This is a genomic window from Falsiroseomonas bella (genome assembly GCF_003173615.1).
Lineage (GTDB): Bacteria > Pseudomonadota > Alphaproteobacteria > Acetobacterales > Acetobacteraceae > Falsiroseomonas > Falsiroseomonas bella.
Genome location: NZ_QGNA01000002.1, coordinates 1 through 19,163, shown reverse-complemented (window position 1 = coordinate 19,163; position 19,163 = coordinate 1). Strand labels below are relative to the sequence as shown.

Sequence of the window (19,163 nt, the reverse complement as noted above, 5' to 3'; positions counted from 1 at the left end):
CCGCGGGCTGCATGAGGATGGCGCAGGTCATGGCCGAGACGGCCGAGCAACGCGCCTCCGGTGGACGGCTTCTCTCCGGGACGCTGTGGAATGCCGCGGGGCGCGGGCTGCCGCTGCTCCTCGCCCTGGCGCTCACCCCGGTGCTGGTCCACCAGATGGGCATCGAGCGCTGGGGGCTGTTCACCCTGGCGCTGGCGCTGGTCGGCGTCTTCGGCGTCTTCGACCTCGGCGTGGGCGCGGCGCTGACGCGGGCCCTGGCGGCGCGGATCGGCGCGGGCGAGCGCGAGGGCGCGGCGGACCTGGCGGGTGCCGCGATCACGGCCCTCGCGCTGCTGAGCGCCGCCGTTGCCATGGCCGCCTTCGCCTTCGTCCCCTTCCTCGTGGAGCGCCTGCTGAACACGCCGCCCGCCCTGCAGCAGGAGGCGGTGGCGGCCTTCCGGCTGCTCTGCCTGGCGGCGCCGCTAGTGGTGGTGAATGCAGCGCTGTGGGGGGCTCTGGCAGCGCATCAGCGCTTCCGGGAGGCGAACCTCGTCACCATTCCGGTCGCGATCTTCTACTATGTCGGGCCCGCGCTGGTGCTGCTGGTCTGGCAGAGCCTGGTGGGCGTGATCCTGGCGCTGCTGGCCTGCCGGCTGGCGAACACCGTCAGCTATCTCTGGCTGGCGCGGCGCGACCTGCCGGGGCTCGGCGTGCGGCGGCCGCGCTGGACGGTGCTGGCGCCGCTGCTGCGCATGGGCGGGTGGATGAGTGCCTCCGGTATCCTGACGCAGGCGCTGCTCTATGCGGACCGCTTCCTGATCGGCGCGCTGCTGACACTCTCGGCCGTGGCCTTCTACGCGACGCCGCTCGACCTGGTGATGCGCATGTGGATCCTGCCGGTCGCGGTGGCGCAGGCGCTGCTGCCGGCGATGGCATCGGCCTATGCGACGCATGCGAGCGCAACGGCGGGGCTGCTGCGGCGCGGGGCGCTGCTGACGTTGGCCGCCGTGCTGCCAGCCTGCCTGGTGCTGGTGGCGACGGGGCCGTGGCTGCTGAAGATCTGGCTCGGCCCGGCCTTCGCGGAGGGCGGCGGGCGCGTGCTGCAGATCCTCGCGGTCGGCATCTTCTTTTCCTGCGCGGCCTTCGCGCCGGGGGCACTGCTGGATGCGATCGGGCGGCCGGACGTGAACGCGAAGTGGCAGTTGCTGCAGGCGGCGGTGTTCCTGCCGCTGTCGGTGCTGCTGCTGATGCGCTTCGGGATCGAGGGCGCGGCGGCGGCTTGGGCGGCGCGCTGCGCCACCGATGCGGCGGGGCGGCTTTTCTTCTGTGCACGGCTCTATCCCGCCGCGGCGGAGGCGGCGCGCGCGCTGGCGTTGCCACTGGCGGTGGGCGGGGTCGCCCTGGTCACGCTGCTCGCCCTGGACGGCACCACCGCCCTTGCGGTTGCCGGCGCGCTGGCGCTGGCCGTCTTCGCGGTGGCCGGCGTGATGGCGCTGACGGCGGAAGAACGCCGCGACGCGCGCGGCCTGCTGCGCCGGCCCTGGCGAATCCGCGCGGTGCTGAGGGGCGAGCCGGCGTGACGGAGTTCGCGATCAACGGCCGCTTCCTGACCCAGCGCACCACCGGCGTGCAGCGTTTCGCCGCGGAGGTGACGCAGGCCCTGGCGCGCAACGGCCTGCGCTTCCGGCTGCTGGCGCCGCCCGGCGCGCCGGACCGGCTGGGCGACGTGCCGGTGGAGCATGTCGGCACACGCACGGGCCAGAGCTGGGAACAGCTCGACCTGCCGGCCGCGTCCAATCCCGCGACGCTGATCAGCCTCGGCAACACGGCGCCGCTGCGCTGCGGCGGGAAGCGGATCGTGGTGATCCACGACGCGGGCGTCTTCGACACGCCCGAGAGCTATTCCCTCGCCTTCCGCGCCTGGTATCGCACGCTGCATCTCTCGCTGCCGCGGCTGGGTGCACAGCTGATCACCGTCTCGGAGTTTTCTCGCACGCGGCTGGCGGCGCGGCTGCGGCTGGACCCCGGCCGCATCGCGGTGATGCCGGAAGGCGGCGAGCATGTGCTACGCGAGCCGGCCGACGCCGCGGTGCTGGCGAAGCACGGGCTGGAACCGGGCCGCTACGCGCTGGCGGTCGGCACGCGCGCCGCGCACAAGAATCTCGGCGCCTTGCAGGAAGCCGCCGCGCTGCTCGCCGCGCGCGGGATGGTGCTCGCGGTCGCCGGCGCGGTGGAGGGCGGCGTGTTCAGCGGCGCGGCGGATGCGGCGGGCACGCGGCTGCTCGGCCGCGTGACGGATGGCGAGCTGCGCGCGCTGTACGAGAATGCGCTCTGCCTGGTCTTTCCGTCCCGCTACGAAGGCTTCGGCATCCCGCCGCTGGAGGCGATGTGGTGCGGCTGCCCGGTGCTGGCGGCGCGTGCCGGCGCGGTGCCGGAGGTCTGCGGCGATGCAGCGCTGTGGTTCGACGCCGAAGGTCCGGCAACGCCGGCGGCCGCGCTCACGCGCCTGCTCGACGAGCCCGGTCTTGCGGACTCGCTTCGGGCGGCCGGACGGGAACGCGCTGCGCTCTACTCCTGGGATACGGCGGCCCGCCGCCTGATGGACTTGCTATGAGAATCGCGATTGTCCACGAATGGATGGACACCTATGCCGGGTCGGAGCGCGTGCTGGAGCAGATGCTCGCGCTGTTCCCCGATGCCGACCTGTTCACGATCTGCGACTTCCTGCCGGATGACGAGCGCGCCTTCCTGCGCGGCAAGGTGCCGACCATCTCCTTCATCCAGCGCCTGCCGCGCGCCCGAAAGTGGTTCCGCTACTATCTCGGGCTCATGCCGCTGGCGGTCGAGCAGTTCGACCTCTCGGGCTACGACCTCGTGATCTCGTCGAACCACGCCGTCGCCAAGGGCGCGCTGACCGGGCCGGCCACGCTGCATGTCAGCTACGTGCACAGCCCGATGCGCTATGCCTGGGATTTGCAGCACCAGTATCTGCGCCAGTCGGGCCTGGACCGCGGCATCAAGGGCGCGCTGACGCGGCTTCTGCTGGCGCGGCTCAGGCTGTGGGACCACGCTTCCTCCGCGCGGCCCGACGTGATCCTGGCCAATTCCGCCTGGATCGCCGAGCGCATCCGCAAGGCCTGGCGGCGGGAGAGCACCGTGGTGCATCCGCCGGTGGACGTTGAGGGCTTTCCCTACCGGCCGAGCAAGGGCGAGGCCTATGTGATCGCCTCCCGCCTCGTCGCCTACAAGCGCGTGGACCTGGTGGCGGAAGCCTTCCGCGCCATGCCCGACCGCAAGCTGATCATCGCCGGCGACGGCGCGGAGATGCCCAAGGTCCGCGCCGCCGCGGGCGATGCGCCGAACATCACCATCCTCGGCCGCGTGCCCCAGGCGGAACTCGTCGCGCTGCTGCAATCCGCGCGCGCCTTCCTCTACCCGGCCGAGGAGGATTTCGGCATCGGCATGGTGGAGGCGCAGGCCTGCGGCACGCCCCTGATCGCCTTCCGCCGCGGCGGCGCTGCCGACATCGTGCGCGACGGCGAGACGGGCGTGCTGTTCCCAGAGCAGAGCGCTGCTTCCATTGCCGATGCGGTGCGCCGGTTCGAGACGCTGTCCATCGCCCCCGAAGCCTGCCGCGCCAATGCCGAGCGCTTCTCGAACGACGTTTTCCGTGACCGCCTGCTGCACGCGATCCGCACCGCCTGTGCGGCGCGCGGGATGCCGGGGCCATGATACGCTTCAGCCTGGTGATGGCCACGCGGGGCCGCACCACGGAGATCGGCGAATTCCTCGACAGCGTGCTGGCGCAGGGCCGGGACGATGCCGAGGTCATCGTGGTGGACCAGAACGGCGATGACCGCCTGGTCTCGGTGCTGGCGCCCTATCTCACGCGCCTGCCGCTCACGCATCTGCGGTCCTCCGTGGCCAACGCCAATCACGCGCGCAACCTCGGCCTGCGCGCGGCGCGCGGCGAGATCGTGGGCTTCCCGGACGATGACTGCCTCTATCCGCGCGGCGTGCTGGATCGCGTCGCGGCCGCCTTCGCGGCGGAGCCCGCGCTGATGGTGCTGACCGGCCCGGCCGAGAGCCCGGAGGGCGGCCTCGGTTCCGGCCGCTGGCGCGCGGAAGCCGGGCCGATCACGGCGCAGAACGCCTGGACCAGCGTGATCGAGTTCAATCTCTGGCTCCGCCGCAAGCTGGCGCTCGCGCTGGGCGGCTTCGACGAGGAGATGGGGCCGGGCACGCCGATCGGATCGGCGGAAGGCAACGACCTGGTGCTGCGCGCCGTCAATGCGGGCCACTACGCCGCCTATGACCCGGCGCTGCGGGTCATCCACCCGGACAAGCGGCTGACCGATGTGGCGACGGCGCGCGCGCGGCTGTACGGGCGCGGCCTCGGCTTCGCGCTGCGGCGGCATGGCGTGCCGGCCGCGGTCTGGCTGCCCTTCGCCATCCGTCCCTTGGGCGGCGTGGCGGTGAGCCTGCTGAAGTTGCGTCCACGCGATGCGGCCTACTACGCGATGACGCTGCTCGGCCGCTTGGAGGGCTTCGTGCAGCGCAGCGCCTCCGCGGGCCGCGTGCGGCCGGCCATCCAGGGGCAGCCCTGATGCGCATCGCCATCGGCATCGCCACGCGCGGCCGCGCGCCGATCCTGGCGGAGGTGCTGGCGGAGCTTGCGCGCCAGACCCGCGCGCCGGACCGGCTGCTGGTCTGCCATGTGGACGCGAACGACATCACTGGCCTGCCCGCACGATTTCCTGCCGTAGAGTTCATCACGGCGCCCGCCGGCCTGCCGCGGCAGCGCAACGCGATCCTGGACGCGATCGGCGATTGCGATGCGGTGCTGTTCCTGGACGACGACTTCCTCGCCGCGCCCGACCATCTCGCCGTGACGGAGCGTGTGCTCGCCGCGCATCCCGATTGCGTCGTCACCACCGGCACGGTCATCGCCGATGGCGCGAAGGGGCCGGGCATCACGGTGGAGGAAGGCCGCGCGATCCTCGGCGACGATCGCTACTCGGGCGATCCGCTGGCCGTCGCGCCGCACTTCAACGGCTATGGCTGCAACATGGCGCTGCGCCTCGCCCCGATGCGCGCGCACGCGCTGCGCTTCGACGAGGCGCTGCCCCTGTATGGCTGGTACGAGGACCTGGACCTCACCCGCCGCCTCGGCGCGCACGGAACAATCCTGCGGCTGGCCGGAGCGCGCGGCGTGCATCTCGGCACCAAGTCGGGGCGCGTGCCGGGCACCAAGCTCGGCTACAGCCAGGTGGCCAATTCCCTCTACCTCGCGCGCAAGGGCAGCTATCCCTGGAACCGCGCGCTACGATCCGTCGCGCGGCACCTGGCAATGAACGCCGCGCGCGCCCCCTTCCCCGAGCCGCATGTGGACCGCCTGGGCCGGCTGCGAGGCAACCTGATCGCGCTGGGCGACCTGCTGCGCGGCCGGATGCATCCCATGCGGGTGCTCGAACTCTGATGGACGATTTTCTTTTCGTTGCCTCCAAGCTGTTCTGGTCGGTCGTGCGTCCCAACACGCTGGCCCTGGTCCTCGCCGTGCTCGGCGCGGCGCTGCTCTGGCACGGGCGACGCTTCGGGCGCTGGCCGCTGGCGCTCGGCCTCGGCTGGTATGTCGCGGTCTTCGTCCTGCCCGTCTCCGCGCTGCTGACCCTGCCGCTGGAAGACCGCTTCGCCCGTGCCGCGCCGCCGCCGGAACAGGTGGCCGGCGTCGTCGTGCTCGGCGGCGCGGTGGAGCAGCAGCTGACCGAGGCGCGCGGCATACCCGCGCTGAACGGCGCGGCGGAACGCATGACGGAAGCCGTGGCGCTCGCACGCCGCTACCCGGAGGCGCGCATCGTCTTCACCGGGGGCTCCTCCGCGATCGTGCCCGGCGGCCCGACCGAGGCCGACACGGCGCGCCGCCTCTTCGCCGATCTCGGCCTGCCGCCGGAGCGCCTGGTGTTCGAGGATGAGAGCCGCAACACGTGGGAGAATGCGGTGCTGACGCGCCGCGCGGTGGAGCCGAAGCCGGGCGAGACCTGGCTGCTGGTCACCTCCGCCAGCCACATGCCGCGTTCCATGGGCTGCTTCCGCCAGGCGGGCTGGCAGGTGCTGCCCTGGCCGGTGAACTACACCACCGCGCGCGATCCGGCGCTCTGGTGGCAATGGCCCTTTCCCACCCGGCTGAACCAGGCCGAATGGGCACTGCGCGAATGGGTCGGCCTCGTCGCCTATCGGCTCATGGGGCGGACGGACGCGCTGTTCCCGGCGCCGTAGAGGCCGGCGCGGCGGGCGCGTCGCGCAGGCGCCAGATCTCCACCGGCCCGCGTCGCTCCTGCACCTCCGCAAACAGGTCGTAATCCGCGTCGATCGCAGCCTGCACCTGGGCCGCGGCCGCCGGGCGGATGTTCTTCATCCAGCCCCGGTCGACCACGATGACGCGCGGGCGCCCTGCGAGCACGCGCGCCAGTTCGGCCTCCGTGCTGGTGTCGGACAGGTCCTCGAAATTGCCGGTCAGATGCGGCGGAAACGGGAAGCGCGTCGCGATGCGCACGCCCGCCAGCACATAGACGCTCGGGTGGTAATTCGCGAGGAAGGCGTCGCCGTCGGGCCCCGCCGCCTCGGCCACGCGGGCCGCAACCAGGCGCACCGGATCGGGGTCCGGGTGGATCCAGCTCGGGCCGCGATCCACGCGCACATAGAGCTCCGACATCCAGGCATCCACGGCGACCACGCCGACGAGCCCGGCGAAGGCCGGCCGCGCCAGTCCCGGCCGCGCCACCGCATGCCCCAGACGCCAGGCGCCCATCGCGGCCAGCAGCGACAGCGGGGGGAGCCACAGCAGGAAGTAGTGGGTGAAGTAGAAGCCCGGCGCGGCGATGGCGAGCGAGGCGACGATGAACCAGAGGAAGGCCGCCGAGGTCAGCAGCCCGAGCGGCTCCGTCACCTGCCGCGGCCGCCAGAACAGCAGCGCGACAAGCCCGAGCGCCAGGGCGAAGGGCAGTTGCAGCAGCGCGGAGTAGATCCGCCGCCAGGCTTCCTGCGCCGGCGCGCGCTCCATGGAATACCGAAAGGGCGCCATCAGCGAGCCGTCGATGTAGTCGGCAAGCCACCCCTGCACCCAATAGGCCAGCCCCATCAGCACGAACGGCGCGGCGCAGAGCACCGCATAGAGCGCCGCGTAGGCAAGGAAGCGCCGCCAGGGCAGCGCACCGCGCAGCAGCGCGGGGAAGGTCAGCAGCGCGAAGACCAGGCAACCCTCCGGCACCACCACCTGCTTCACCAGCAGCGCGCAGCCGACCAGCAGCCCCGCCGCCACGATCGCGCCGGTGCCGGGGGCCTCCGCGAGGGTGCGCAGCCCGCGGGAGAAGCCGGCCAGCCCGATCGCCATCGCGCTGGTGATGAAGGGCGCGATCAGCAGTTCGGTGTTGACCGACAGCCCCGACAGAAGCACCGATTGCGCGGCGTAGAGCAGCGCCGCAGCCACCCCCACCGGGCGCGGCGCGCCCGCCACGCGGGCCGTGGCGAACAGCGCACAGCCGGTGGCGGCGACGCAGATCACCCCGAGCAGGCGGGCCGACTCCACCGAGACGCCGAAGGCGAGGAAGGCGAGCGCGAAGAGCGCGGGCGCGCCCACGGGGTGCATGTCCCAGGCGGCGACGAGCGGCCAGCCGCCGCGGAGCCATTCACGCGCCTGGACCATGTACAGGCCCTCGTCGGTGTCCACGACGGCGGGCACGAAGGAGGTGCTGCGGAACAGCAGCACCCCCGCGATGATGAGCAGGATCGCCGCGAGGTCGCGGGGCCAGGCGAGGGCGGTGCGATCCGCGGCGGGGGCCATGGGCGCTTCAGGCATGGGCGCTACCCTGGCCACGCCCGGCGCCGGCATGCAAGCCGGCCTCAGCCCTCTGGGCGGAACCCGCTTTCGCGCACCACCACGCCCCACAGGTCGCGCTCGCGCCGGATCCGGTCGGCGAAGGCCTGCGGGCTGTCCGAGGTGGTCGGCAGGAATTCCAGCCGGCCGAGCGCCTCCACCAGGTCGGGCTGCGCGGCCGCGCTGCGGATCGCCGCGTGCAGGCCCTGCACGACCGGCGCCGGCGTGCCCGCCGGCAGCAACGCGCCGAACCATTCCTCGGCGCTCTGCTCGGGGTAGCCGAGCTCGGCCAGGGTCGGCACGTCCGGCAGCTTGGAGAAGCGGCTGTCGGAGGTGACCGCGATGATGCGCAAGCCTGTCCCGTGCTGCGGCAGCACCTCGCTGAGCACGCCAATGAACAGCGGCAGCCTGCCGCCGATCACGTCCTGCACGGCCGGCGCGCCGCCGCGATAGGGCACGTGCTCCAGGCGGAGGCCGAGCCGGCGGCCGAGCATGATGCCGATGAAGTGCGGCACCGAGCCCGCGGCGGGCGAGGCCCAGGGCGTCTCGCCCGACTGGGCACGCGACCAGGCCGCCCATTCGGCCAGCGTCCGCGCCGGGTGGTTCATCGGCACGCTGAGCGCGAAGGGGAAGGTGCAGACGGTGCTGACCGGGATCAGGTCCGTCAGCGCGTCGTAGCGGACCTCGCGCGGGAAGACATGCGGCTGGACGGTCAGCATCGAGGCCGGGGTCTGCAGGAAGACGGTGCCGTCCTTCTCCGCGTCACGGACATGCTCGACCGCGATGCGCCCCGCCGCGCCGGGCCGGCCGTCCACCACGATGCTCGGCGCATAGGTGCCGCGCAGCTTCTCGGCATAGAGGCGGGCGACCACGTCGGAGGACCCGCCGGGCGGGAAGCCGATGACGAGGCGCGCGTTCCGGCGCACGGTCTGCGCCTGCACGAGGCCCGGCAGGGTCAGCGCGGCGGCGCCGAGCGCGAAGGCCGCACGGCGGCCGATGGCGGGTGTCATGCTCCGGTTCCTCCCTGTCGGCGCGGCCGTCTGCTGCGCGGCCGCCTGCCCGACACCGGAACCTTATACGGCATAACAATCCGCCGGGGGAACCGCCGGCTTGCCCGGCGCCCCCTCAGGTCTCCAGCATGCGGCGCAGCAGCTCGACATCCTCGGCGAAGGCGCTGTCCTGCTGCATCAGCTCCGCCACGCGGCTGACGGCGTGCATCACCGTGGTGTGGTCGCGCCCGCCGAAACGCCGGCCGATCTCCGGCAGGCTGCGGGTGGTGAGCTGCTTCGCCAGATACATCGCCACCTGGCGAGGCCGCGCCACGTTGCGGGCGCGGCGCGGCGAGGACATGTCGGAGAGGCGGATGTTGTAGTGCTCCGCGACGCGCTTCTGGATCTCCTCGATCGTGACGCGCCGGTCATGGGCGCGCAGCACGTCGTGCAGCACCTCCTGCGCGCCCTCCATCGTCACCGGGCGACCGAACAGGTTGGCATGGGCGATCAGGCGGTTCAGCGCGCCTTCCAGCTCCCGCACGTTGGAGGTGATCTTGTGCGACAGGAACTCCAGCACCTTGTCGGGCACGGGCACGCCGGCCTGCTGCACCTTGGCCTGCAGGATGGAAATGCGGAGCTCGTAGGTGGTGGCGTGCAGGTCCGCGACCATGCCCTGGCCGAGCCGCGTGCGCAGGCGATCCTCGATACCCGCGAGGTCGGCCGGCGGCTTGTCGGAGGAGACGATGATCTGCTTGCCGGCATCCACCAGCGCATTGAAGGTGTGGAAGAACTCCTCCTGCGTGTTGTCCTTGCCGATCAGGAACTGCAGGTCGTCGATCAGCAGCACGTCCACGCTGCGCAGCGATTCCTTGAACTCCATGGTGGACTGGCTGCGCAGAGCGGCGATGAAGCGGTACATGAACTTCTCGGCGCTCATGTAGGCGACGGTCAGGCTGCCGCGGCCATCCTGCGCGCCGCGCTCGCGGATCGCCCAGGCGATTGCGTGCATCAGATGCGTCTTGCCGAGGCCGACGCCGCCATAGAGGAAAAGCGGGTTGAAGCCCGGGCTCGCGGGCCGCTCCGCCACGCGGCGGGCGCAGGCATGGGCGAATTCGTTGGGCTTGCCGACCACGAAGGTGTCGAAGGTGAAGCGCGGATCGAGCGGCGCCGACCAGTCGGCGCGGCCATCCACGCGCCCATCGGCACGCGGCTCGTGGCGCTGCTCCGCGGCGCGCGGGCCGACGGAACCGGCGCGCCCCTCGGCATGGCCGTTCGGCTGCGGCCGCGCTTCCGGCTCGTCCGGATCGGCCGGCGCGTCGCGCCGCCCCGCCTCCGGCACCACGCGCAGCTCGATGCGGCGGACGGAGGGGTATTCGGCACGCCACAGTGCCTGCAGGCGGTCACCGTAGTGGCTGCGCACCCAGTCGCGCAGGAAGCGAGTGGGCAGCACGATGACCACCTCCTCGCCCTGCAGCGAGGACAGCGTCATCTGCCGCAGCCAGGTACGGTACTCGACCTCGCCGAATTCCTCGCGCAGACGGCCGCGGATCCGCGCCCAGACCTCGGCGAGTTGCGCCGAGGCCGGAGGAGACGACGGGCCGACCGCTTTCTCCATGAGACGCACCTGCCACCCTCACCGGCCCCCCTGCGAAGCCGGCCCCTCTGAGACGCCACGGCGGGAAAGCCCGTCGCGGAAAAGCGATGCGCCCACCTGACCGCACCGCTCTCCAAACAAGCTACCGCGTCACCGACCGCACCCGCAAATCATAACTTTCAGTGAGCCCCGAAAAGAATGCGCACACGAAAGTAGAGCACAGCAAAAAGCTGCGCTCGATTGAATGCAATCGCGAGTTTGGAAAAGTAATGATGCGCAGCCGAAGGCTGCAGCGCACGCCGCAGCCTAGCGCGACGCATCGCGCACCCACAACGGGACCGGAGCGCGAACGCGCCCCTGGTCCCTGCCGGCCGTCAGGCCTGGCCGGGGGCCGCGAGGGCCTTGATACGAGCAGAAAGGCGCGAGAGCTTCCGCGCCACCGTGTTGTCGTGCAGCACGCCCTTGGTCGCCGCGCGATGCAGTTCCGGCTGCGCGGCGCGGAACGCGTCCTGCGCGGCGCCCTGGTCGCCCGTCGCAATCGCCTGCTCGACCTTACGCAGGAAGGTGCGCACCCGCGACTTGCGCGCGCGGTTGCGCGCCGTCCGCTTCTCGATCTGCCGGATGCGCTTGCGCGCGGAGTCCGTGTTCGCCATGTGCCGCGTGTCTGACCAATGGATGGAATGATGGGGAGCCGGCGGGAGTCCTCCCGCCGGCGAAGGCGCGGGTTCTAATCCGCAGCCGTCACGCGAGTCAATGCGTCGCCTGCGGCGTCAGCGATGGCGGAACTGCGCAGGCCGCTTTTCCGCGAAGGCCGCCATGCCTTCCTTCTGGTCCTCGGTGGAGAACAGGCTGAGGAACAGGCGGCGCTCGAAGCGCACGCCCTCCTTCAGCGTCATCTCGTAGGCGGCGTTGACCGCCTCCTTCGCCATCGCGACGGACGGCCCCGAGAGGGACGCGATCTTCTCGCCCATCTTCACCGCCTCCGTCACCAGATCGGCGACGGGCACGACGCGGCACGCCAGGTTCGAGCGCTCGGCCTCCGCCGCGTCCATCATGCGACCGGTCAGGATCATGTCCATCGCCTTGGACTTCCCGACCGCGCGCGTCAGCCGCTGCGTGCCGCCGGCGCCGGGCATGATACCCAGGTTGATTTCCGGCTGCCCGAATTTCGCGTTTTCGGCGGCGATGATCATGTCGCACATCATGGCAAGCTCGCAGCCGCCGCCGAGCGCGAAGCCCGCGACCGCCGCGATCACCGGCTTCTGCACAGTCAGCACCGTCTCCCAGCGCTTGCCGATGAAGTCGTCGAAATACACCGCCGGATAGGTGCGGTCCTTCATCTCCTTGATGTCGGCGCCGGCCGCGAAGGCCTTCTCGCTGCCGGTCAGCACGATGCAGCCGATCGCCGGGTCCGCGTCGAAGGCGCGCAGCGCCTGGCCAAGCTCCTCCATCAGCTGGTCGCAGAGCGCGTTCAGCGCCTTCGGGCGGTTCAACGTGATCAGCCCGACGCGCCCGCGCGTCTCCACCAGGATCATCTCATGGGCCATGGCGCGTCCTCGTCCCGCAGCTTGGGCGGGCACGGGTAGCGCGCTTCGCGGCCCGGCTCAACTTTGGGGCTCAACGCTGGGCGCGGACGCACAAGAATGTTGACCGGCCGGCCTGGACGATCCGTTGCACGCCCGCGCAGCCGCCCGCCGGCCCCGGGCAGGAGGGGCAGGGCTGGCCCTCCCGGTCATAGACGGCGAAGCGGTCCTGGAAGCGGCCGAGCTCGCCATCCGCGCGGACATAGTCGCGCAGCGAGGACCCACCGGCGCCGATCGCCTCGATCAGCACCGCCTTGATCGCCGGCACCAGCCGCGCGGCGCGGGCGCCCGGCACGGTATGCGCCGAGCGGCGGGGGGATATGCCGGCGCGGAACAGCGCCTCCGCCACATAGATGTTGCCGAGCCCCGCGACGACCTTCTGGTCGAGCAGCGCCGCCTTCATCGGCGTGTGCCGGTCCTCCAGCGCGGCCGACAGCACCGCGGGCGTGAAGGCGTCCTCCAGCGGCTCGGGCCCCAGGTCGCGCAGCAGCTTGTGCGCGCCCTCATCCGCCGTGGGCATCAGGTCCGCGCAGCCGAAGCGGCGCGGATCGACGAAGCCGATCCGCGTGCCGTCCTCGGTCTCCATCACCAGGTGCTCATGCGCTTCCGGCGGCCCGTTATGGCCACGCGCATCGGAGAAGCGGCCGGTCGGCCCCATCCAGGGCACGCGCGGGCCCTCCTTCGGGCGCGCCACCAGCCGCCCGGACATGCCGAGATGGATCAGCAGGCTCTCCGCGGTGTCGAGCCGGACGAGGATGTATTTCCCGCGACGCCCGAGCCCGGTGACTCGCGCGCCTGTCAGCCGCTCCGCAAGGCGCGGCGGGAAGGGCCAGCGCATATCGGGCCTCGTCGTGGCGGCATGGACGATGCGCCGCCCGTCCAGCACGGCGCTCAGGCCGCGCATCACCGTCTCGACCTCCGGCAGTTCGGGCATGCGATCCCCCTCCCCGCTTCCTTGCCCGGCCGCGCGGCTTCCGCCAAGTTGCCGCCGATGAACGAGACCACCGATTTCGGCTTCCGCGAGGTGCCGCGCGGCCAGAAGGCCTCCCTGGTGCGCCAGGTCTTCGACAGCGTGGCGCCGCGCTACGACCTGATGAACGACCTGATGTCGCTCGGCATCCACCGGATCTGGAAGCGCATCTTCGTCAATGCGATCGCCGCCTCCCCGCGGGAGACGCTGCTCGACCTGGCGGGCGGCACGGGCGACATCGCCTTCGGCGCGCTGGAGCGCGGCGCAGGCCATGTGATCCTGACCGACGTGAATGCCGAGATGCTGGAGGTCGGTCGCCGACGGGCGCTGGACCGCGGCATCGTGGACCGCATCAGCTTCGCCGTGGTGGACGCCGAGCGCATCCCGCTGCCCGACCGCAGCGTGGAGAAGGCCTCGATCGCCTTCGGACTGCGCAACTGCACCGACAAGGATGCGGTGCTGCGGGAGGCGCGGCGCGTGCTGCGCCCCGGCGGGCGCTTTCACTGCCTGGAATTCTCGAAGCTCGAGGTCGCGGCGCTGGAGAAGATTTACGAGACCTGGAACTTCCGGGTACTGCCGGAGATCGGCGCCCGCGTGGCGAAGGACCGGGCGAGCTACGAATACCTCGCCGAGAGCATCGCGAAGTTCCCGGACCAGGTGACGCTGGCGGGGATGATGGAGCGCGCGGGGCTGGAGCGCGTGGCGTATCGCAACCTGTCGGGCGGCATCGTCGCGATCCACACGGGCTGGCGGCTTTAGGCGCGCCGAGGATCAGGAGGGCGGGGCGTCGCGCCCGGCCTCGGTCGCGGCGGGCTGCGCGGTGGCGCTCACCAGCGCGTCGCCGATGGTGCGGCCGAAGGCGTTGCAGATCGCCAGGGCGCTGGTTCCCGCGGGCACGCGGATGATCGGCAGCACGAAGGGCACGGCGATGGCGACGTCGCCGCCGCCACCTCCGGCGATGCCGGCCGCGATGCCGCCGCCACCCCGTGCCGCATACCAGGCGGTCGCCCGGCCGAGCCGGCGTCGTTCGCGGAGGTCCAGGATCGTCGCCTCCAGCGACAGCGCATAGTCCACGCGCTCGCCGACATAGCCGCCGATCACGCCGCCCCCGCCGCCGCCATACCCGTCGAGACCGCTTTCCGGCGTCGCGACGCGCGTGCTGCCGTCACGGACGACGACGGCCCACTCCACCCCGAAGCGGGCCAGTTCCTCGGGCAGGGCGGCGGTCAGGTCGGCCGGGACCGCGGCGGAGAGCCGCGCCGCGCCCGCCGGGTCCAGCGCGACCACCGTTGGTCCGGACGCGGGCAGGCGTGCGCGCATGCCGTCGGCGATGCAGCGATGCAGGCGGTCAGGGTCGAGTTGCGTCTCCCGGATCACCAGCACGATCCGCTCGCCCTCCGCCAGCGTGCGGCCGGCGGCGGTCACCTGTGCATTCGTGCTCGGCCCCCGGGCGGCGAGGCGAACCGGATCGGTCGGGATGACGCAGCCGGCGAGCGGCAGGGCCAGAAGCAGGCGAAACAGGTGTCGGCGCATCGGGGCATGTTCCTCGCCGCGCAGCCTGCTGGCGCTGACGCGCCCTCGCCTTGATCCGAATCATGCAGACCGCCTTATGAATGCCTCCCCTCGCCGCCCTGGCGCCGAGCGGCTAGGGTCGCGCGCCGATGACCCTGCAAGGCTGCAAGCTCCTCCTCGTCGTCTCGGGCAGCGTCGCCGCTTACAAGGCGCTCGAGCTGATCCGGCTCGCCCGCAAGGCGGGGGCCGAGGTCTGGCCGATCCTGACCGCCGGCGGCGCCCGCTTCGTCACGAAGGAGGCGCTGGCCGCCATCGCCGGGGCGCGGGTGCATGACGACCTCTGGGCTGCCGAGGCCGAGATCGGCCATATCCGGCTCGCCCGCTGGCCCGACCTGGTGGTCCTGGCGCCGGCCAGCGCCAACCTGCTGGCGCGGATGGCGGGCGGCATCGCGGACGACCTGGCCACCACCGTGCTGCTCGCCACGCGCGCGCCGATCCTCGCGGCGCCGGCGATGAACCCCGCCATGTGGGCGCATGCGGCGACGGTGGCGAATGTCGCGGCGCTGGCCGCGCGCGGGGTCGGCTTCGTGGGGCCCGAGGAAGGACCGATGGCGGAGCCGGAAAGCGGGGTCGGGCGGCTGGCGGAGCCCGCCACGATCCTCGACGCCGTCGCCCGGCACCTCGCCGCCGGGCCTCTGGCGGGCAAGCATGTGATCGTCACCGCCGGACCCACCCATGAACCCATCGACCCGGTGCGCTACATCGCCAACCGTTCCTCCGGCCGGCAGGGCTACGCCATCGCGGCGGCGCTGGCCGCACTCGGCGCGCGGGTGACGCTGGTCAGCGGGCCGGTCGCCCTGCCCGCCCCCGCAGGGGTCGCGCTCCGCCGCATCGAGAGCGCACGCGACATGCTCGCCGCCGTGGAGGCCGCCCTGCCCGCCGACGCCGCCATCTTCAACGCCGCCGTCGCGGATTTCCGGCCCGAGGCGGCACCCACCCAGAAGATCAAGAAGGAGCCCGGCGCGGCACCGCCCGAGATCCGACTGGCGCTCAACCCGGACATCCTGGCGACCGTCGCCGCACACCCCGATCGGCGGCCCCGCCTGGTGGTCGGATTCGCCGCCGAGACCGAGAAGGTGGTGGCGCACGCGACGGCCAAGCGGCTGCGCAAGGGCTGCGACTGGATCGTGGCGAACGACGTCTCGGGCGACGTGATGGGCGGCGCGGAGAACGCCGTGCACCTGGTCACCGCCGCGGGCGTCGAGGACTGGCCTCGCCTGCCGAAGGACGAGGTCGCACGGCGCCTCGCGGCGCGAATCGCGGAGGCGCTTGCCTGATGCTGGAGATCCTGGTTACCCGCCTGCCGCATGCCGAAGGCCTGCCCCTGCCCTCCTATGCGACGGAGGGCGCGGCGGGGATGGACCTTGTCGCGGCCGTCACCGCGCCGCTGACCATCGGCCCGGGCGAGCGCGCCCTGGTGCCGACCGGCCTCTGCATCGCGCTGCCGGCGGGCCATGAGCTGCAGGTGCGGCCGCGATCCGGGCTGGCGCTGAAGCATGGCATCACCCTGCCCAACACCCCCGGCACGGTGGACGAGGATTACCGGGGCGAATTGCAGGTGATCGTGATGAATGCCGGGCGCGAGGCCTTCACGGTCGAACGCGGGATGCGGATCGCGCAGGCGGTGGTCGCCCCGGTGACGAGGGCCGGCTGGCGGGAGGTGGAAAGCCTGCCTTACACCCGCCGCGGCGAGGGCGGCTTCGGAAGCACCGGAACGGGCTGAGGCCGTAACGGCCCGCGCAGCAACGAGTCCCGCGGCGCAACATCGTCTCGGCGGCCCGTCGCGCGCGCGTCCCCGAGGCTGTGCCGGGTCTCATTGGCCGCACGATCGCTTCGTTTAGGTCCGGAATCCGCAACCTCTAGTTGCAACACAACAGTGTTTCGGCGCTGATCTGTCGGAAAACTTGACAGGTCGGCGGTGCTGACGGGAACGGACGGCGAAAAGGCCTGCTGAATCAATCCCCTTTGCCGACGGCACAACCTTTGCTTTAGCCTTTGATCGGCGTTCCGGTTTCGTGAGGCCGTTGGAATTTCGCTGCACGGTTGTGGGGGACCCGAAATGGTTGTGCGTCGTATCCTCGGGTTGGTGGTCGCGGTCTTCGTCGCGTGCGGTGCGCTGCCTGCGCCCTCTGCGCAGGCGGCAACCATCATTACGGTCGTTGCGACCGGAGCCGTGACAACGAGCAGCGACCCAAGCCTTCTCGGCGTCTCCATGTCGATCGAGCAGCGCTTCACGCTGGATCCGGCGCAGGTCTTTCCGGGCACGACGAGTTCCATCGCGACCTTCTCGACCCTGCAGGTGTCGGTCACGCTGGGTTCCTCGGTCTACGTCTACAGCAGCACGGGGGCGACCTCGGCCTTCGGTCTCTACGCCATCCAGATGCTCGACGGGGTCACTCCGTCGTCGGTGGACGCCCAGAGCACCATCGAGGCCGGTGGCGACCTGCTGCTGGCGAATGCCCTGATCCAGAGCAGCACCGACGATCTCACCGCCGACGCGGACCTGCTGCAGAACCTTGTCTTCCCGCCCGCCCCGGCCAGTGCCGCGCTGACCTTCGGCTTCTCGCTCGCGGATGCGGCGAGCGGCGACGTCTATTACTGGGCGTTCTCCGAGCGGGTGACCTCGCTGACCGTCACGGTCACCGAAGTCACCATCCCCGCGCCCGCCGCCTTCGGCCTCCTCGCCGTTGGCTTGGCCGGACTGATCGTCATCCGCAGGCACTCCCCGCAAGGCTGACCTGGCCCTGGGTTCCAGCGGGGTTTTCTGCGTTCTCTTATATTGCCAAATCGCACTGAAACGCTGAGGAAGCCATCATGCAGCCGACCATGAGCTTCTCCCTCGCGGGTGGCCCGGGCGTCCGGATCACCGTTGTTCAGACCGATGCCGGAAAGCTTCAGGTCACCGCGTCACTGAACCCTTCCGTCCTTGTCGGTGACCTGCGGGGCCTGTTCTTCCAGGTCGCGGATGAAAGCCTGCTCGGCGGGTTGAGCGTGACCGGCGCCACCAGCGCGGTCGGCACAGTGCAGCAGAGTGCGAACGCCGTGAGCAACCTCGGCGGCGGCGTCCACATGCTGGGCGCGGCGCCGGCCTTCGACATGGGCATCGTCTTCGGCACCGCCTCCGCGGCGGGCGCCGACGACATCCGCAGCGTGACCTTCACGCTCGAGCACGCCACCACCGATCTGACGCTCGACCTGTTCAGTAGCGCGCAGTTCGGCGCGGTGGTCGGCAGTGTCGGCGCCGGCAGCGGGCCACGCTTCGGGACCGTGAGGGCGACCGGCACGGCGCCTGTGGTGGAAAGCGACAACACCGCGCCGGAGGCCGGGAACGACAGCGTCACGGCGGCCGAGGACGGGACCACCACGCTTTCGACGCTGCTCGACAACGACAGCGACGCGGACACCGACAGCCTGACTATCACCGCCGTCACGCAGCCTGCGAAGGGCAGCGTGAGCCTGGTCGGCGGCCAGGTGGTGTTCGACGCAGGCAACGCCTTCAACGGTCTCGACGATGGCGAGTCCGAAGATGTGACCTTCACCTACACCGTTTCCGACGGGAAGGGCGGCACCGACACGGCGACGGTGACGGTCACGGTCGTCGGCGACAACGATGCGCCGGACGCGGTGGACGATACGTTCAGCGCGCGTCCGAACCAGCTGATCGGCGCCGATGCCCCGGGTCTGCTCGTGAACGACACCGATGCGGATGGCGACCCGCTGCAGGTGATCGGCTACGACTATGCCGGTTCCGGCACGCTGTCGGTGTTCGACGACGGCCGCTTCTCCTACACGCCCGCGCCCGGGTTCGTCGGCACCGACAGCTTCACCTACACCGTCAGCGACGGCGTCCAGCAGGACACCGCCACCGTCACCATCGAGGTCGTCAACGCTGCGCCGGACGCGGTGGACGATACGTTCAGCGCGCGTCCGAACCAGCTGATCGGCGCCGATGCCCCCGGCCTGCTCGTCAACGACACCGATGCGGATGGCGACCCGCTGCAGGTGATCGGCTACGACTATGCCGGTTCCGGCACGCTGTCGGTGTTCGACGACGGCAGCTTCTCCTACACGCCCGCACCCGGCTTCGTCGGCACCGACAGCTTCACCTATACCGTCAGCGACGGCGTCCAGCAGGACACCGCCACCGTCACCATCGAGGTCGTCAACGCTGCGCCGGACGCGGTGGACGATACGTTCAGCGCGCGTCCGAACCAGCTGATCGGCGCCGATGCCCCCGGCCTGCTCGTCAACGACACCGATGCGGATGGCGACCCGCTGCAGGTGATCGGCTACGACTATGCCGGTTCCGGCACGCTGTCGGTGTTCGACGACGGCAGCTTCTCCTACACGCCCGCACCCGGCTTCGTCGGCACCGACAGCTTCACCTACACCGTCAGCGACGGCGTCCAGCAGGACACCGCCACCGTCACCATCGAGGTCGTCAACGCTGCGCCGACGGTCTCGGACGACGTGCGGACGGTGGCCGAGGATGGCAGCCTGAACGGCTCGGTCGCCGGCCTCGCCGACGATGTGGACGGCGACGGGCTGACCTTCGCGCTGGTGGGCGGCGGTCTCGCTGGCCTGACCTTCAACGAAGACG

At 71.4% G+C, this 19,163-nt stretch carries 18 protein-coding genes; 11 read left to right on the top strand and 7 right to left on the bottom strand.

Going from position 1 to position 19,163, the window contains the following annotated elements; translation table 11 throughout:
- Positions 1-29 precede the first annotated feature (29 nt).
- The 6 genes from DFH01_RS08395 to DFH01_RS08370 are packed head-to-tail and all read left to right on the top strand — an operon-like array spanning position 30 to position 6,255.
- On the top strand, positions 30-1,559 hold the full coding sequence (locus tag DFH01_RS08395; RefSeq protein ID WP_158287671.1) for a flippase: 1,530 nt from the start codon (positions 30-32) through the stop codon (positions 1,557-1,559).
- Entirely contained in the window at positions 1,556-2,593 is a 1,038-nt protein-coding gene (locus DFH01_RS08390; RefSeq protein ID WP_233256030.1) for a glycosyltransferase family 4 protein, read from the top strand. Before DFH01_RS08395 ends, DFH01_RS08390 begins: the two co-directional genes overlap by 4 nt.
- A complete protein-coding gene (locus DFH01_RS08385; protein WP_109870012.1) occupies positions 2,590-3,711 on the top strand; it encodes a glycosyltransferase in 1,122 nt (373 codons plus the stop codon). The genes DFH01_RS08390 and DFH01_RS08385 overlap by 4 nt, the downstream gene beginning before the upstream one ends.
- Entirely contained in the window at positions 3,708-4,586 is an 879-nt protein-coding gene (locus tag DFH01_RS08380) for a glycosyltransferase family 2 protein (protein ID WP_109870011.1), read from the top strand. Before DFH01_RS08385 ends, DFH01_RS08380 begins: the two co-directional genes overlap by 4 nt.
- Positions 4,586-5,458 (top strand): glycosyltransferase family 2 protein, encoded by an 873-nt coding sequence (locus tag DFH01_RS08375; RefSeq protein ID WP_109870010.1) that lies wholly within the window; start codon positions 4,586-4,588, stop codon positions 5,456-5,458. Before DFH01_RS08380 ends, DFH01_RS08375 begins: the two co-directional genes overlap by 1 nt.
- Positions 5,458-6,255, top strand: coding sequence for a YdcF family protein (locus DFH01_RS08370; protein ID WP_109870009.1), 798 nt, complete (start codon positions 5,458-5,460; stop codon positions 6,253-6,255). Before DFH01_RS08375 ends, DFH01_RS08370 begins: the two co-directional genes overlap by 1 nt.
- Here the strand turns inward: DFH01_RS08370 and DFH01_RS08365 are convergent.
- From DFH01_RS08365 to mutM, 6 genes are all read right to left on the bottom strand, one after another.
- Positions 6,218-7,834 (bottom strand): glycosyltransferase family protein, encoded by a 1,617-nt coding sequence (locus tag DFH01_RS08365; RefSeq protein WP_146217018.1) that lies wholly within the window; start codon positions 7,832-7,834, stop codon positions 6,218-6,220. The genes DFH01_RS08370 and DFH01_RS08365 overlap by 38 nt on opposite strands.
- A gap of 44 nt (positions 7,835-7,878) precedes the next feature.
- Positions 7,879-8,862, bottom strand: a complete 984-nt coding sequence (locus tag DFH01_RS08360; RefSeq protein WP_109870007.1) for a tripartite tricarboxylate transporter substrate-binding protein — start codon at positions 8,860-8,862, stop codon at positions 7,879-7,881.
- Between the two features lie 115 nt (positions 8,863-8,977).
- Positions 8,978-10,459 carry a chromosomal replication initiator protein DnaA gene (gene dnaA / locus DFH01_RS08355; RefSeq protein WP_109870006.1) on the bottom strand — a complete coding sequence of 494 codons (1,482 nt, stop codon included), beginning with the start codon at positions 10,457-10,459 and terminating at the stop codon, positions 8,978-8,980.
- A 353-nt stretch (positions 10,460-10,812) separates the two neighbouring features.
- A complete protein-coding gene (gene rpsT, locus DFH01_RS08350; protein ID WP_109870005.1) occupies positions 10,813-11,091 on the bottom strand; it encodes a 30S ribosomal protein S20 in 279 nt (92 codons plus the stop codon).
- Between the two features lie 117 nt (positions 11,092-11,208).
- A complete protein-coding gene (locus tag DFH01_RS08345; RefSeq protein WP_109870004.1) occupies positions 11,209-11,985 on the bottom strand; it encodes an enoyl-CoA hydratase in 777 nt (258 codons plus the stop codon).
- A 70-nt stretch (positions 11,986-12,055) separates the two neighbouring features.
- Positions 12,056-12,955: a bifunctional DNA-formamidopyrimidine glycosylase/DNA-(apurinic or apyrimidinic site) lyase gene (gene mutM / locus DFH01_RS08340; protein WP_109870003.1), complete on the bottom strand. Its 900-nt coding sequence runs from the start codon at positions 12,953-12,955 to the stop codon at positions 12,056-12,058.
- 57 nt (positions 12,956-13,012) lie between these two features.
- Here mutM and DFH01_RS08335 point away from each other — a divergent pair, with 57 nt between their 5' ends.
- Entirely contained in the window at positions 13,013-13,750 is a 738-nt protein-coding gene (locus DFH01_RS08335; protein WP_109870002.1) for a class I SAM-dependent methyltransferase, read from the top strand.
- A gap of 12 nt (positions 13,751-13,762) precedes the next feature.
- On the opposite strand, the gene DFH01_RS08330 is transcribed toward DFH01_RS08335, so the two are convergent.
- The gene (locus DFH01_RS08330; RefSeq protein ID WP_109870001.1) at positions 13,763-14,524 is read right to left on the bottom strand and encodes a hypothetical protein; all 762 of its coding nucleotides are present in this window, start codon (positions 14,522-14,524) and stop codon (positions 13,763-13,765) included.
- 128 nt (positions 14,525-14,652) lie between these two features.
- On the opposite strand from DFH01_RS08330, the gene coaBC reads away from it, so the two are divergent.
- From coaBC to DFH01_RS08310, 4 genes are all read left to right on the top strand, one after another.
- A complete protein-coding gene (gene coaBC / locus DFH01_RS08325) occupies positions 14,653-15,840 on the top strand; it encodes a bifunctional phosphopantothenoylcysteine decarboxylase/phosphopantothenate--cysteine ligase CoaBC (RefSeq protein ID WP_109870000.1) in 1,188 nt (395 codons plus the stop codon).
- Positions 15,840-16,286, top strand: coding sequence for a dUTP diphosphatase (dut, locus tag DFH01_RS08320; RefSeq protein WP_109869999.1), 447 nt, complete (start codon positions 15,840-15,842; stop codon positions 16,284-16,286). The genes coaBC and dut overlap by 1 nt, the downstream gene beginning before the upstream one ends.
- Before the next feature lie 363 nt (positions 16,287-16,649).
- Positions 16,650-17,300, top strand: coding sequence for a hypothetical protein (locus DFH01_RS08315; RefSeq protein WP_158287670.1), 651 nt, complete (start codon positions 16,650-16,652; stop codon positions 17,298-17,300).
- Positions 17,301-17,377: 77 nt separating this feature from the next.
- A partial coding sequence (locus tag DFH01_RS08310; protein ID WP_146217016.1) for a cadherin-like domain-containing protein occupies positions 17,378-19,163 on the top strand: 1,786 nt, incomplete at its 3' end.